Here is a 13,812-nt window from a genome sequence, read left to right on the forward strand (position 1 = left end):
CGCCCGGTCCTGCTGATAAGGCGTTTTGCACCGGAATATTCTGTGCTAGACCGAAACCCAATCCGGGGAAGACCCCACTGAGAAGACGACTAAGGATGGGCAGTATGGTTGGCAGCAAAGCGGCAGTCAGGCTTGCGGGCGCGATTCTCCTGACAGCTACTTTGGCGGCATGCAGCGGCGGCGGGCTTTTCCGCGGCAGCGCCGACCGGACCCAGAATCTGGAAACCTTCACCCCGGAGCAGATCTTCGAACGCGGCGAATACGAGCTGGCGCAGACCCGCACCGACGACGCGGCCTGGTACTTCTCCGAGGTCGAGCGCCTCTATCCCTATTCCGACTGGGCCAAGCGCGCGCTGATCATGCAGGCGTTCTCCTACCATACCGGCAAGAACTACGAAGAAAGCCGCGCCGCGGCGCAGCGGTACATCGATTTCTACCCTACCGACGAAGACGCCGCCTATGCCCAGTACCTGCTGGCGCTCAGCTATTACGACCAGATCGACGAGGTCGGGCGCGACCAGGGCCTGACCTTCCAGGCGCTGCAGGCGCTGCGCACCGTGATCGAGGTCTATCCCGACAGCGAATACGCGACCTCCGCGATCCTGAAGTTCGACCTCGCCTTCGACCATCTTGCGGGCAAGGAGATGGAGATCGGCCGCTACTACCTGCGCCGTCAGCATTACGCCGCCGCGATCAACCGGTTCCGCGTCGTGGTCGAGGATTTCCAGACCACGACCCACACCGCCGAGGCGCTGCACCGTCTGGTCGAAGCCTATCTTTCCCTCGGCCTGGTGGCCGAGGCGCAGACCGCGGGCGCGATTCTCGGCTACAACTACCAGTCCACCGAGTGGTACGACCGCAGCTACAAGCTGCTGACCTCGCGCGGGCTCGAGCTCAAGGACGGCGGCAACAACTGGCTCAGCCAGATCTACCGCCAGTCGATCAAGGGGCAGTGGTTGTAGACGCGATGTGGACAGGCCTCGGATGGTAGAACCCGATGCTGCGCGCGCTTGATATCCGCGACATGTTGATCATCGACCGCCTGGACCTGTCGTTCCAGCCGGGCCTGAACGTCCTCACCGGCGAAACCGGGGCGGGCAAGTCGATCCTGCTCGATTCGCTCGGCTTCGTGCTGGGCTGGCGCGGCCGGGCCGAACTGGTGCGCCAGGGCGCCGCGCAGGGCGAAGTGGTGGCCGAGTTTCACCTGCCCGGGAATCACCCGGCGCGCGCCATACTCGAAGAGGCCGGGATCCCGGCCTCGGACGAGCTGATCCTGCGCCGGATCAACACCGCGGACGGGCGCAAGACCGCCTGGGTCAACGACCGCCGCTGTTCCGGCGAGGTGCTGCGGGCGCTGTCCGACACCCTGATCGAACTGCACGGCCAGCACGACGACCGCGGTCTGCTGAACCCGCGCGGCCACCGGGCCATGCTGGACGCCTATGCCGGGCTCGACGCGGGCCTTGCCGACACCCGCGCCGCCTGGACCGAGATGTCGCGTCGCCGCAAGAGCCTGGCCGAGGCCGAGGCGGCGCTTGCCGCGGTCCGCGCCGAAGAGGATTTCCTGCGCCACGCCGTGGCCGAACTGGACAAGCTGGACCCGCAGCCGGGCGAGGACGCCGAACTCGACACCCGCCGCCGCATGATGCAGGGGGCCGAACGCATCCGCGACGACGTGGCCCGCGCCTTCGCCCTGCTGGGCGGCGACGGGGCCGAGGGCGCGATGGGCGACGCGTTGCGCTGGCTCGAAGGCGTCGCGGACAGGGCAGGGGGCCAGCTGGACGAGCCGATCGCCGCCCTCGGCCGCGCCATGATCGAACTGGGCGAGGCGCAGGACGGCGTCGACGCCTGCCTCGAGGCGCTGGATTTCAACCCGGCAGAGCTTGAGGCGGTCGAAGAACGGCTGTTCGCCATCCGCGCGCTGGCCCGCAAGCACGATGTCGCGCCGGACGAACTGGGCGGCTTTGCCGACACGCTGCGCGCGCGCCTGAACCGGCTCGAGGCCGGCGATGCCGACCTGGCCGACCGGCGCGCGGCGCTGCACGCGGCCGAGGCCGCCTATGACGCTTCGGCCCGCGCGCTGACCGCGGCCCGCGCCGAGGCCGCCGGGCGTCTCGACAAGGCGGTGATGGCGGAACTGGCGCCGCTCAAGATGGAACGGGCCGTGTTCGAAACCGGCATGTCCGAGGCCGAACCGGGCCCCGAGGGGCGCGACACCGTGGCCTTCACCGTCGCCACCAACCCGGGCGCCCCCGCCGGGCCGCTCAACAAGATCGCCTCGGGCGGCGAGCTCAGCCGGTTCCTGCTGGCGCTCAAGGTCTGCCTGACCGGCGACGACAGCGGCCGCACGCTGATCTTCGACGAGATCGACCGCGGTGTCGGCGGCGCCACCGCCGATGCGGTCGGCCGGCGTCTGGCCGCGCTGGCGCAGGACGGGCAGGTTCTGGTGGTGACCCATTCGCCGCAGGTGGCCGCCCGCGCGGCGCATCACTGGCGGGTGCAGAAACAGGTCGAGGACGGCCGCACCCTCTCGACCGTGATCCCCCTGAACCCCGAAGAGCGGGTGGACGAGATCGCCCGCATGGTCGCCGGCGACACCATCACCGACGAGGCCCGCGCCGCCGCCCGCGCCCTGCTCGACGCCTGAGCCGCGCTTCCGCCGGCAACACCCCCGGCCACTCCCGAGCGAAGCGCCTTTTCTGTTTGGCGCGTTGGGCTTACTAAGGGTTAGGCCACGACCAGGGGACGAGATGACGCAACCCACCCGCACCCTTCTGCGCAACATGCTCAATCAGGGCGTCGCCGAGATCAAGGACGCCTGGCGGGTGTTGCGCCGACGCGGCCCCAGCCAGATCCAGTTCTGGTTCATCGCCCTCGCCATCGGCATCGCCGCGGGCTTTGCCGCGCTGTTCTTCCGCAAGGGCATCGCCGCCCTGCAGGCCAAGCTCTACGGGACCGACGACATCCTGTTCATCCACAGCCACGCGGAAAAGCTGCCCTGGTACTGGATCCTCGTCATCCCCATCGTCGGCGGGCTGGTGGTGGGCGTCATCCTGCACCGCTTCACCGATGACGGCCGGGTCCGGTCGGTCGCGGACGTCATCGAAGGGGCGGCGATGACCGACGGACGGGTCGAGGTCCGGGCCGGCGTCGCCTCGATGTTCGCCTCGCTGATCACCCTCAGCTCCGGCGGCTCCTCGGGGCGCGAGGGGCCGGTCGTGCACATGGCGGGCGTGATCTCGACCTGGGTCTGCCAGAGGATCCACGCCGACGGCATCACCGGCCGCGACCTGCTGGGCTGCGCCGTGGCGGCGGCGGTCTCGGCCAGCTTCAACGCGCCGATCGCGGGCGCGCTCTTCGCGCTCGAGGTGGTGCTGCGGCACTTCGCGGTCCATGCCTTCGCGCCCATCGTCATCGCTTCGATCGCGGGTACCGTCATCAACCGGCTGGAATACGGCGACGTGACCGAGTTCGTCCTGCAAACCCCCGGTTCGCTGCAATTCTACGTCGAACTGCCCGCCTTCCTGCTGCTGGGCCTGGTCTGCGGGCTGGTGTCGCTGGTGCAGATGCGCTCGATCTTCTTCGCCGAGGATATCGGCAACCACCTCCAGTCGCGCCTGTCGCTGCCGCGCTGGCTGCGCCCGGCGGTGTCCGGGGCGATGCTGGGCGTGATCGCCATCGGCTTCCCGCACATCATCGGCGTCGGCTACGAAACCACGCGCCTCGCCCTGACCGGCGAACTGGCCCTGACCACCGCCATCCTCTTCGCCGTGGTCAAGACGGTGGCGGTGGCGATCACCATGGGCGGGCGCATGGGCGGCGGCGTCTTTTCCCCGTCGCTGATGATCGGCGCGCTGACCGGGCTCGCCTTCGGCCTCATCGCCACCAGCGTTCTGCCCGAGGTTTCGGGCACCCACACGCTCTACGCCTTTGCCGGCATGGGCGCGGTCGCGGCCGCCGTGCTGGGCGCGCCGATCTCGACCACCCTGATCGTGTTCGAACTGACCGGCGACTGGCAGATCGGCCTGGCGGTGATGGCCTCGGTGTCGATGTCGACGGCGCTGGCCTCGCGGCTGGTGGACCGCTCGTTCTTCCTGACCCAGCTCGAGCGCAAGAACGTGCATCTGGCGGCCGGGCCGCAGGCCTATCTGCTGGCGATGCTCCGCGCCGGCGCGGTGATGCGGCCGCTCGGCAGTCCGCGCTGCATCAGCGCCGCCGAGGCGCGGACGCTCATCGCCCAAGGGCTATGCGTCGATGCGAACGCGACGCTCGAAGCCGCGATGCCCTTCTTCGGGCACGAGGACATTCTTTGCATTCCGGTCGTGGTCCGCGACAAGGACGGCACCGAGGAACCCGTGGGCGCGCTCTATCACATCGACGCGCTCAAGGCGTACAACCGCGCGCTGGCCGCCACGGCGGCCGAAGAGCATTCCTAGATCCGTTCGACCTTGACCGAGTCGCTGGTCGCGAAGGCGAGGTAATCCTTGATCCGCGCCGCCTCGGGCGACGGGTTCTCGTAGCTCCAGACCGCGTTCTCGGTGACCGAGGACTTGTTGACGATCGAGAAATAGATTGCATCGCCCTTGTGCTCGCAATGCGTCACCTTGTCGGAGCGGTCCAGAAAGGCCATGGCGATGTCCTCGCGCGGGAAATAGATCACCGGCTCATGATCGCCCTCGCTCAGCTCCAGCGCGTTCGTCGTCTCGCCCAGGACGGCCCCGCCCGAGCGGACGCTCCATTTGCCTTTTGCTTTGCGAATCTTGATTTGAGCGGTCATTTCCTATCCTTCCAGCGTCGTGTCAGAGCCTCACCCACCAGCCAATCCTTGCAACGGTCCGGCCTCAGATTGGTGCGGTTGCGGCATCCAACCACAGCCTTGCGTCGGTGCCTAGCCTCGGCCCCACTTTTTCCGCAACGTCGTGATGATAAGTGTTCAGCCAGTCGCGTTCCTCGCGCGTCAGCATGTCGGTCACGATCAGGCGGCGGTCGATCGGAACGAAGGTCAGCGTGCGCCAGCACAGCATGGCGCGTTCGGGATCGCCGCCGGGCAGGGGCGGGGCCTCCTGCACCACCAGCAGGTTCTCGATCCGGATGCCGAACGCCCCCTCGCGGTAATAGCCGGGCTCGTTTGACAGGATCATGCCCGGCTCGAACGGCACGTGGCTGACCCGCGACAGGCGCTGCGGGCCTTCGTGGACGCTCAGATAGGCGCCGACCCCGTGCCCGACGCCGTGGTTGAAATCCTGCCCGGCCCGCCACAGCGGCACTCGCGCCACGCATTCGATGTCGCGCCCGGCCAGCCCCACCGGCCAGCGCAGCATGGACATGGCGATCATGCCCCTGAGCACGCGGGTGAAACTGGCCTTTTCCTCGTCGCCCACCGCGCCGATGGCGATGGTGCGGGTGATGTCCGTGGTCCCGTCCAGATATTGCCCGCCGCTGTCCAGCACCAGCAGATGGCCGTTCTCCAGACGGCTGTCGGTCTCTTCCGTGACCCGGTAATGCATGATGGCCCCGTTCGGCCCGGTCCCCGCGATGGTCTCGAACGAGATGTCCTGCAGCGCGTTGTCCTTGCGGCGGCACGCCTCCAGCCGCGAAACCACCTGCGTCTCGGTCAGGCTCCCGGGCGGCTGCGCGTCCAGCCAGCACAGCAACTCGACCATCGCCGCCGCGTCCCGCAGGTGCGCCTCGGCGGTTCCCGCGATCTCGGCCGGGTTCTTGCGCGCCTTGGGCAGGGCGCAGGGATCGCCGCCATCGGCCAGCCGGTCGCCCAGCACGTCGGCCACGATCTGCGGCACGGTCGCCAGGTCGGCCTGCACGGGACCGGCCAGCGCCTCCAGCGCCTCCAGGAACCGCGCGGGCTCGTGCCGCGTGACGCGCGGGCCCAGATGATCGCCCAGCCCCTCCAGCTTTTTCGACGCCATGAACAGGTCTACCCGGCCGTCGTCATGCAGGATGGCAAAGCCGTGGGCCACCGGATTGCGCGCGATGTCCGACCCGCGGATGTTCAGCAGCCACATGATCGAATCCGGCAGGGTGATGACCGCGGCCCTGTTGCCGGCCGCCTTCAGCTCCGCCGACAACCGCCCGATCTTGCCCTCCGCGCTCTCGCCCGCGAACTCCAGCGGATGCGCCTTGACCGGCTCCATCGGCGGCGCCGGCTGATCCGGCCAGATCCGGTCCACCAGGTTTGCGCAGCGCACCAGCTCGATGCCGGAACCCTTCAGCTCCTTCGTCGCGCTCCTGATCTGCCCCGCCGCATGCAGCCACGGATCGAACCCGACACGCCCGCCCTGCGGCAGCTTCTCCTTCAGCCAGGCGGTCAGGCTCACGTCCGGCCACGGCACCGGCGTATAGACATCCGCCACCTGCGCCTTGACCTGCGTGCGGTAGCGCCCATCGACGAACACGCCCGCCACGTCGGTCAGCGCGACGCAGAACCCGGCCGAGCCGGTGAACCCCGTCAGCCAGGCCAGCCGCTCGTCATGCGGCGCCACATACTCGCCCTGATGCGCGTCGGCGCGCGGGATCAGGAACCCGTCCAGCCCCTCGCCCGCCATCTCCTCCCGCAGCGCCGCCAGCCGCGGAGGCCCCTGTTCCGGGCGTGCGGTCACGTCAAAGGTCTGGAACATGTCGGAACTCCCTCGCCCTCTGCGGCAGTCGTCCCGCCGCCGCATCTTCATCTTTTCGGAAATACTCCCGCCGGAGGCAAGGCCAGCGTCAGCTGGCCTTCCTGATCCCCATGACCCGTGCGCGGGCGCGCGGGTCGCTGTCGAACAGCGCCGCCAGTTGCTCGGTCATGGCGCCGGCCAGCTGCTCGACGTCGGTGATGGTCACGGCGCGGTCATAGTACCGCGTCACGTCATGGCCGATGCCGATGGCCAGCAACTCGACCATCTTGCGTTTCTCGACCATGGCGATCACGTCACGCAGGTGCTTTTCCAGGTAATTCGCCGGGTTCACGCTCAGCGTCGAATCGTCCACCGGAGCGCCGTCCGAGATCACCATCAGGATCTTGCGCTGCTCGCGCCGCGCCACCATCCGCCGATGCGCCCATTCCAGCGCCTCGCCGTCGATGTTCTCCTTCAGCAGCCCTTCCTTCATCATCAGCCCCAGGTTGGGCCGTGCCCGCCGCCACGGCGCGTCCGCGCCCTTGTAGATGATGTGGCGCAGGTCGTTCAGCCGCCCCGGCTGCTGCGGCCGGCCGTCGTTCAGCCACGCCTCGCGCGCCTGACCGCCCTTCCAGGCCCGCGTGGTGAAGCCCAGGATCTCGACCTTGACGTTGCACCGCTCCAGCGTCCGCGCCAGCACGTCGGCGCAGATCGCGGCGATGGAAATGGGGCGCCCCCGCATCGAGCCCGAGTTGTCCAGAAGCAGCGTCACCACCGTATCCCGGAACTCCGTGTCCTTCTCCACCTTGAAGCTCAGCGGCGTCGTCGGGTTCGCCACCACCCGCGCCAGACGCCCGGCATCCAGTATCCCTTCCTCGCGGTCGAACTCCCAGCTGCGGTTCTGCTGCGCCTGCAGGCGGCGCTGCAGCTTGTTGGCCAGGCGGCTCACCGCGCCCTTCAGCGGCTCAAGCTGCTGGTCCAGGTAGGCGCGCAGCCGCTCCAGCTCGGCCGGTTCCGCCAGGTCCTCGGCGGCGATTTCCTCGTCATGGGTGTTCTGGTAGACCTTGTAATCCGGGTCGGCCTCGGATGCGGGCGGCGGGGCAGGCGGCTCCATCGGCGCTTCGCCCTCGGGCATCTCGGCCTCGTCGCCCATCTCGTCCTCGGCCATCTCGTCCATCGAGACCTGGGCCTGCGACTGGTCCTGCTGCTCGTCCTGCGACTGCTCGGGATTGGCGTCCGCCTCCTGCTCGTCCTGGTCGTCCTGACCGGTGCTGTCGGGATCGGGCTGCTCCTCGGCGTCGTCCTCGGCCTGATCCTCCTGATCCTCGTCCAGATCATCCGGATCCTCGCCCAGCTGGTCGCCGTATCCCAGATCCTTGATGACCTGCCGCGCGAACTTGGCGAACTCGGTCTGGTCCGACAGGATGTCGTTCAGGTTCTCCAGGGTGCCGCCCGCCTGCTCCTCGAAATAGCCGCGCCACAGGTCCATGACGTTCGCGGCGGCCGGCGGCAGATCGCGGCCCGTCGCCAGGTGCCGGATCAGGTAGCCGGCGGCCACCGGCAACGGCGCCTCGGCGGGCTGCTTGCACTGGTCATAGCCGCGCCGGATCGCCTCGTGGCTGATCTTGACGTCGATGTTGCTGGCGGTGCCCGGCATGTCGCGAGCGCCCATCGCCTCGCAGCGGGCCACCTCCATCGCCTCGTAGAGATCGCGCGCCATGTCGCCCGGCGGGGCATAGCGCGCATGGGTGGCGTCGTCGTGATACCTGCGCTGCAGCGCCAGCGCATCCGCGGTGCCGCGCGCCAGCAGCACTTCCTCGCGCGACATCCGGCGGCTGACCTGCGGCAGCCGCATGGAATCTCCCGTCATCCCCGAAGGATCGACCGTATAGCTGACGCTCAGTTCCGGATCGTCGGCCATCACCTTGGTGGCCTCGGCCAGCGCCTTCTTGAACGGATCGGCGGGGTTGTCGTTTTTCTTCATGTCGGGCCCGTTTCCTGCAAGGGCGGCCGCACAGCCACCCCGATGCCTTGCGCTTGGACCTTATTCGGCCATGGCGGGCGAAATGGCAAGCGCCGAGGCCGGATATAGCCCGCCGGACCCCCCGGACAATGTCGGGGGCTTGACCCGGTGCGGCTTTTCCCGCGTCATGGCGATGGAAAAACACTTGCCGGGACAAGCCCTTGCGCATCGCCGTCATCGCCATTCTGGTCAGCTTCATCGCCGGGGGATTCACTGCGCTGGTCCTGAAGGCGATGCTGTGGATCACCGATCTGGTCTGGCAGCACGAGATCGCCGCGTCGCCCCTCTACATCTTCGGGGCCTGCATCGTCGGCGGGTTCCTGATCGGCCTGACCCGGACCGGCAGCAACCACGTCCAGACGCTGAACGAACAGATCGACGCCGCGTCCGAGCCGCTCAAGGAACAGCAGCGCACCATCCTGATGACCGCGCTCGGCGCCGCCATCGCGGTCGGCTTCGGCGGGGCGCTGGGTCCCGAGGCCGGGCTGATCGCCGCCATCACCGAAATCTCGGTCCTGGTGTCGATGATCCTGGCGCGCAGCGCCGCCGAGGCGCAAACCATCGGACGGGCCAGCGTGTCGGCGGCGCTGGCGGGCCTCTACGCCTCGCCGCCCGGCGGCTTCGCCTACTCGGTCGAGGACGAGGGGAAATCCGGCTGGGCCCGGGCCGCCGAGGCCAGCATCCCCTATCTGGGCTTCATCGCCGCGGTGGCGGGCTTCGTCGGGTTCAAGCTTGCGGCCAACCTGCTGTTCGAAGGCGGGTTCCACCGCATCCACCTGCCGCATTACCAAAGCCCCGGAGACGGTTCCGACCTGCTGCAGGCGGTGTTTCCGGCCATTTTCGGCGCGCTTCTCGGGGCCTTCTTCCTGCACGCCCGCGTCTTCGTCACCCGCCAGGTCGAGACCCGCATCGCGCATCCCGTCATCCAGTCCACGCTGGGCGGCATCCTGTTCGGCGGGGTCGCGGCGATGCTGCCCTTCGTCCGCTTCTCGGGCCATCACGAATTCGAGTCGATGCTCGAACTGGGGGCCGAGGCGTCGGTGCTGGCGCTGCTGGGCATCGCGGTCGTCAAGATGGTCGCGACCGTGCTGTGCTTGTCGACCGGCTGGCGGGGCGGGGCGATCTTTCCGCTGATCTTCGCCGGCGGTGCGGCGGGGCTTGCCGCGCATCACATGCAAGGCGGACAGGACCTGCCCGTCGCCGTCTCGGCCGGGCTTGCCGCGGCGACGGCGGCGGGACTGGGCAAGCCGGTGGCCTCGCTGCTGGTGCTGGTCTTCCTGGTCGGCGCCGACACGCTGCCGTCAATCTGCATCGGCGTCGCCTTCGGCCTCGTGGCCGCCAAGTTCAGCCCGAAAGCGGGGCATTGAGGGCAGGCGGGGCGCCGCTTACCCCAACGTCGCGTTCGCGGCGCTTTCCGGCAGTTCCTCGTCGAAGCAGCGCTGGTAGAACTCGGCCACGGTCTGCCGCTCCAGCTCGTCGCACTTGTTGAGGAAGCTCAGGCGGAACGCGTAGCCGATATTGCGGAAGATCTCGGCGTTCTGCGCCCAGTTGATCACGGTCCGCGGGCTCATCACCGTGCTGAGATCGCCGTTCATGAAGGCGGTCCGCGTCAGGTCGGCCACCGTCACCATCTGGCTGACGGTCTTGCGGCCCTTCTCGGTGTTGTAATGCGGCGCCTTCGACAGCACGATCATCGTCTCGGCGTCGTGGCTCAGGTAGTTCAGGGTCGAGACCAGCGACCAGCGGTCCATCTGCGCCTGGTTGATCTGCTGCACCCCGTGATAGAGGCCCGTGGTGTCGCCCAGGCCGACCGTGTTGGCGGTGGCGAACAGGCGGAAGCACGGATGCGGAGTGATGATCTCGTTCTGGTCCAGCAGCGTCAGCTTGCCGTCATGCTCCAGCACGCGCTGGATCACGAACATCACGTCGGCCCGGCCCGCGTCATATTCGTCGAACACGATGGCCACCGGGTTGCGCAGCGCCCAGGGCAGGATGCCCTCGTGGAACTCGGTCACCTGCTTGCCGTCGCGCAGCTTGATCGCGTCCTTGCCGATCAGGTCGATCCGGCTGATGTGGCTGTCCAGGTTCACGCGCACCGCGGGCCAGTTCAGGCGGGCGGCGACCTGTTCGATATGGGTCGACTTGCCGGTGCCGTGATAGCCCTGGATCATCACGCGGCGGTTATGGGCAAAGCCCGCCAGAATCGCCAGCGTGGTTTCCGGGTCGAACTTGTAGGTGTGGTCGATCTCGGGCACGCGGTCGCTGCGCTCGGCAAAGCCTTTGACACGCATGTTGGTGTCGATCCCGAACACGTCACTGACCGAAATTTCTTCGGTTGGTTTCACGTTGATGTCGGTCGCGCCGTCAGCCATGCCTGTCGTCCTTATCCTGTGCCGCATCACCGTGCGGGCTCTGAACTCGTGTGTGGTGCAACATATTGCGGGAGAGGGCAAGGGAAAGCCGCGCTTGCCACCGGGTAACGGCGCGTTTGTCCCGACGCGCCCGTCTGGCCGGTCCGGAGCCTGCACCGGCGCGGTAGGGGCCGCTGCCCGCAATCTTCCGACGGGAAACACAGGAAAGGACCATCGAGAATCCCCGCCCGCCAGCGGGCGGGTACGGCGGATGTTCCCTGAAACACACAGAAAAATTGCACTTTCCGCCTGTCCGTCCAACGGTGTTGATTGTGTTGCCGCGATGCGGTGAAGTGTTCGCGTTTGGGTAAGGGGTAGTTTTATGGCGCTTCAGATCACCGGTCCGACGGTCATCAACTTCCCGTCTGGCACCGACACGTTCTCTGCCGACTACAACACGTCGAAATCGGTCACCTGGAGTGTCACCGTTCTCAGCGACGGGCCTCTCAGCCCGGCGGACTACAGCGTTTCGATAGATTCCAACGGCCTGCTGACGATCACCCTGACGCCGGGAACAAACATTCCGCCGGGAACGTCGCTTTCCTTGCGGATAAACGCAACCACGGGAAAGCCCGGCGCCGGGAACAACGGAACTCTCGGAGTGACCGTCAACCTGCCCGCGGGCGTCGTCCCCTGTTTCGTGGCCGGCACCCTGATCGAGACCGAGTACGGACCGCGCCCCGTCGAAGACCTTGCCGTCGGCGATCTGGTGCGCGTCGCGAGCGGCGAATTGCTTCCCATCGTCTGGATCGGCAAGCGGACGTTGTCGGCGGAAGAGCTGAAACTGAACAGCAACTTCCGGCCCGTCTGCATCGGCAAGAACGCACTGGGACCGGATCTGCCGTCCCGCGACCTGTTTGTCTCGCCGCAGCATCGTATCGTTCTGCAAGGATGGCCGGCCGAGATGCTGTTCGGCGAACCCCAGGTTTTCGCCGCCGCGGTCCACCTGGTCGATGACCGGCGCATCCGTCGGGTAACGACGGACGAGCCGGTCACCTACTTCCATCTGGCTTGCGAACGCCATGTGGTGCTGATTGCGAACGGCTTGCCAACCGAAAGCCTGTTTCCGGGCGACATGGCTCTCATGGCCTTTGATCGCGCGGACGTGAACGAGCTTCTGGAACTCTTCCCGGACCTGAACTCGGACCGTGCCGAACATCCGGAAACCCGCCTGCGATGCCTGAAGCGCGGCGAAGCCCTGGTGGCGAGGGACATCTACCTGCAATGACCGCAGGAACGCCACCGGCCAAGCGGATCCCGGACCGGTTGAGGACGTTCCAGAACTGCGTAACTACTTGAAGTTGCGGCTGTCCTTGATCTGGTCCCAGGCCCAGACCACTTCCTGCAGCTGTTCTTCCTGGCTGCGGTCGCCGCCATTCATGTCGGGGTGCAGCACCTTGATCAGCTTCTTGTAGGCCGCGCGCACCTCGGCCTTGGACCAGGTGTCCTTGGCTTCGAGGATCTCGATGGCCCGCCGCTCGGTCGGCGGCAGACGCCGGCCGCCGGTGGCCGCGCGCCCAGGGTTCTTGGTGGCGTTCTCGCCCAGCACCTGGTGCGGGTCCTCGATGCCCAGCCGCGCCCAGGCCCGCGTCTCGGGGTCGGCGAAGGGCCGCGTCGAGCGTTCCCAGACCTTGTCCTTGGACCGCTGCGCGTTCATCTCGGCCTCGGTGGTGCCGTCGAAAAAGTTCCACTTCTGGTTATATTCGCGTACGTGCTGCTGGCAGAACCAGAAAAAGTCGTCCAGAACGTCCGGCGCCTTGGGAGCGCGGAATTTCCCGGCCTCCTGGCACCCTTCATGGTCGCAGATTCGGGTCGAGGTTTCGGATGCCCCGGACATGCCGCGCCGCCCGCGCGGGTTTTTCTTCTTGGCGGATGAAACGGACATGTCGAACCCGAACGGGTCTGATTTCACCATTGCGCTGCTCCTAGCGAACTCGTCTTTTCGACTCGGAGGCAGCAGTTTAATCTAAGTGGCCGCAGATAGAAGAGGGGAGCGGTAAAATAATTGCCGCTGAGCAGAATATGAACGTTACCGAAGAAATCCGTGCGCGGCTTCAGGCCGCCTTCGACCCGCGCGAGCTTGAGGTCGTCGACGACAGCGAGCGTCATCGCGGCCATGCCGGCTATCAGGAAGGCGGGCAAAGCCATTTCAACGTGCGGATCCGCGCCGCCGCCTTCGCGGGCCAGTCGCGCGTGGCCCGCCACCGCGCCGTCCATGCCGCCCTGGGCGACATCGTTGCGCGCATTCACGCGCTGGCGCTGGATATCGGCGACTAGGTCTTTTCCGGCGCGTCGCCGTCCTCGTCCGCCGCGCCGGCCTCCTTTTTCGGCTTCAGAGACATCGGCGGGTCGTTCGCCGCCTCGGATATGCGCGCGGGCGCCTTCACGCTGTCCGGCCCCCTGACCGGGCGGGCCAGCGGAATCGCGCTTGCGGCCTGGGCGGGGAACTCGACGACCGGCACTTCGGCCTCATCCTCAAGCGCCCGGCGGAACACCAGCACGTTGCGCCAGTTGACGGTCGAGCCGGTCAATCCGCTGCGCTCTTCGCTCGGCAGCAGTTCGGCGCGCAGATATTCCCAGCCTTCCGCGCCCATCTGGTTCAGCGCCTGTTCGATGGACAGGGCGAACCGCCCCTCCACGGTCTTGACGCCTTTGGCCTTGGTGCCTTTCTGCGGGGCGGGAACAACCTTGTATTCGTAACGGGTCATGCTCGGGCCTCTGTTATTTCTCCGCAGGTTACTGCAAGCCGTGGCGGAAAGGCCAGAGG

General features: G+C 67.3%; 12 protein-coding genes. 6 read left to right on the forward strand and 6 right to left on the reverse strand.

Features of this window, described 5'->3' with window-relative positions:
- Nucleotides 1-104: 104 nt before the first annotated feature.
- The 3 genes from FGK63_RS10775 to FGK63_RS10785 all read left to right on the forward strand — a co-directional run bounded on the left by FGK63_RS10775 (nt 105) and on the right by FGK63_RS10785 (nt 4,436).
- Nucleotides 105-962: an outer membrane protein assembly factor BamD gene (locus FGK63_RS10775; protein ID WP_138842020.1), complete on the forward strand. Its 858-nt coding sequence runs from the start codon at nt 105-107 to the stop codon at nt 960-962.
- Nucleotides 963-997: 35 nt separating this feature from the next.
- Nucleotides 998-2,647, forward strand: coding sequence for a DNA repair protein RecN (gene recN, locus FGK63_RS10780; RefSeq protein ID WP_138842022.1), 1,650 nt, complete (start codon nt 998-1,000; stop codon nt 2,645-2,647).
- A 103-nt stretch (nt 2,648-2,750) separates the two neighbouring features.
- A complete protein-coding gene (locus tag FGK63_RS10785; RefSeq protein ID WP_138842024.1) occupies nt 2,751-4,436 on the forward strand; it encodes a chloride channel protein in 1,686 nt (561 codons plus the stop codon).
- Here FGK63_RS10785 and FGK63_RS10790 read toward each other — a convergent pair.
- The 3 genes from FGK63_RS10790 to cobT form a co-directional block, all read right to left on the reverse strand.
- The gene (locus tag FGK63_RS10790; protein WP_138842026.1) at nt 4,433-4,777 is read right to left on the reverse strand and encodes a DUF427 domain-containing protein; all 345 of its coding nucleotides are present in this window, start codon (nt 4,775-4,777) and stop codon (nt 4,433-4,435) included. The two genes, FGK63_RS10785 and FGK63_RS10790, sit on opposite strands and share 4 nt — an antisense overlap.
- Before the next feature lie 64 nt (nt 4,778-4,841).
- Nucleotides 4,842-6,632, reverse strand: a complete 1,791-nt coding sequence (locus FGK63_RS10795) for an aminopeptidase P family protein (protein WP_138842028.1) — start codon at nt 6,630-6,632, stop codon at nt 4,842-4,844.
- A gap of 88 nt (nt 6,633-6,720) precedes the next feature.
- Complete coding sequence (gene cobT, locus FGK63_RS10800) at nt 6,721-8,595, reverse strand: cobaltochelatase subunit CobT (RefSeq protein WP_138842030.1); 1,875 nt, start codon at nt 8,593-8,595, stop codon at nt 6,721-6,723.
- Between the two features lie 200 nt (nt 8,596-8,795).
- Here cobT and FGK63_RS10805 point away from each other — a divergent pair, with 200 nt between their 5' ends.
- On the forward strand, nt 8,796-10,001 hold the full coding sequence (locus FGK63_RS10805; RefSeq protein ID WP_138842032.1) for a chloride channel protein: 1,206 nt from the start codon (nt 8,796-8,798) through the stop codon (nt 9,999-10,001).
- An 18-nt stretch (nt 10,002-10,019) separates the two neighbouring features.
- On the opposite strand, the gene cobS is transcribed toward FGK63_RS10805, so the two are convergent.
- Nucleotides 10,020-11,006, reverse strand: coding sequence for a cobaltochelatase subunit CobS (cobS, locus tag FGK63_RS10810; RefSeq protein WP_138842034.1), 987 nt, complete (start codon nt 11,004-11,006; stop codon nt 10,020-10,022).
- Between the two features lie 361 nt (nt 11,007-11,367).
- Here cobS and FGK63_RS10815 point away from each other — a divergent pair, with 361 nt between their 5' ends.
- On the forward strand, nt 11,368-12,273 hold the full coding sequence (locus tag FGK63_RS10815; RefSeq protein WP_138842036.1) for a Hint domain-containing protein: 906 nt from the start codon (nt 11,368-11,370) through the stop codon (nt 12,271-12,273).
- Nucleotides 12,274-12,336: 63 nt separating this feature from the next.
- On the opposite strand, the gene FGK63_RS10820 is transcribed toward FGK63_RS10815, so the two are convergent.
- A complete protein-coding gene (locus FGK63_RS10820) occupies nt 12,337-12,960 on the reverse strand; it encodes a J domain-containing protein (protein WP_138842038.1) in 624 nt (207 codons plus the stop codon).
- Between the two features lie 107 nt (nt 12,961-13,067).
- On the opposite strand from FGK63_RS10820, the gene FGK63_RS10825 reads away from it, so the two are divergent.
- A complete protein-coding gene (locus FGK63_RS10825; protein ID WP_138842040.1) occupies nt 13,068-13,322 on the forward strand; it encodes a BolA family protein in 255 nt (84 codons plus the stop codon).
- Here the strand turns inward: FGK63_RS10825 and FGK63_RS10830 are convergent.
- Nucleotides 13,319-13,753, reverse strand: a complete 435-nt coding sequence (locus FGK63_RS10830) for a DUF4177 domain-containing protein (RefSeq protein ID WP_138842042.1) — start codon at nt 13,751-13,753, stop codon at nt 13,319-13,321. The genes FGK63_RS10825 and FGK63_RS10830 overlap by 4 nt on opposite strands.
- Between the last annotated feature and the right edge of the window lie 59 nt (nt 13,754-13,812).

The organism is Ruegeria sediminis (assembly GCF_005938215.1).
Classification (GTDB): domain Bacteria; phylum Pseudomonadota; class Alphaproteobacteria; order Rhodobacterales; family Rhodobacteraceae; genus Ruegeria; species Ruegeria sediminis.

Excerpts from the sequence above, each read along its gene's own strand:
- FGK63_RS10830 (WP_138842042.1), bottom strand. The coding sequence starts at position 13,753 with ATGACCCGTTACGAATACAAGGTTGTTCCCGCCCCGCAGAAAGGCACC.
- FGK63_RS10795 (WP_138842028.1), bottom strand. The coding sequence starts at position 6,632 with ATGTTCCAGACCTTTGACGTGACCGCACGCCCGGAACAGGGGCCTCCG.
- FGK63_RS10790 (WP_138842026.1), bottom strand. The coding sequence starts at position 4,777 with ATGACCGCTCAAATCAAGATTCGCAAAGCAAAAGGCAAATGGAGCGTC.
- FGK63_RS10825 (WP_138842040.1), top strand. The coding sequence starts at position 13,068 with ATGAACGTTACCGAAGAAATCCGTGCGCGGCTTCAGGCCGCCTTCGAC.
- FGK63_RS10775 (WP_138842020.1), top strand. The coding sequence starts at position 105 with ATGGTTGGCAGCAAAGCGGCAGTCAGGCTTGCGGGCGCGATTCTCCTG.
- recN (WP_138842022.1), top strand. The coding sequence starts at position 998 with ATGCTGCGCGCGCTTGATATCCGCGACATGTTGATCATCGACCGCCTG.
- cobT (WP_138842030.1), bottom strand. The coding sequence starts at position 8,595 with ATGAAGAAAAACGACAACCCCGCCGATCCGTTCAAGAAGGCGCTGGCC.
- FGK63_RS10785 (WP_138842024.1), top strand. The coding sequence starts at position 2,751 with ATGACGCAACCCACCCGCACCCTTCTGCGCAACATGCTCAATCAGGGC.
- cobS (WP_138842034.1), bottom strand. The coding sequence starts at position 11,006 with ATGGCTGACGGCGCGACCGACATCAACGTGAAACCAACCGAAGAAATT.
- FGK63_RS10820 (WP_138842038.1), bottom strand. The coding sequence starts at position 12,960 with ATGGTGAAATCAGACCCGTTCGGGTTCGACATGTCCGTTTCATCCGCC.
- FGK63_RS10815 (WP_138842036.1), top strand. The coding sequence starts at position 11,368 with ATGGCGCTTCAGATCACCGGTCCGACGGTCATCAACTTCCCGTCTGGC.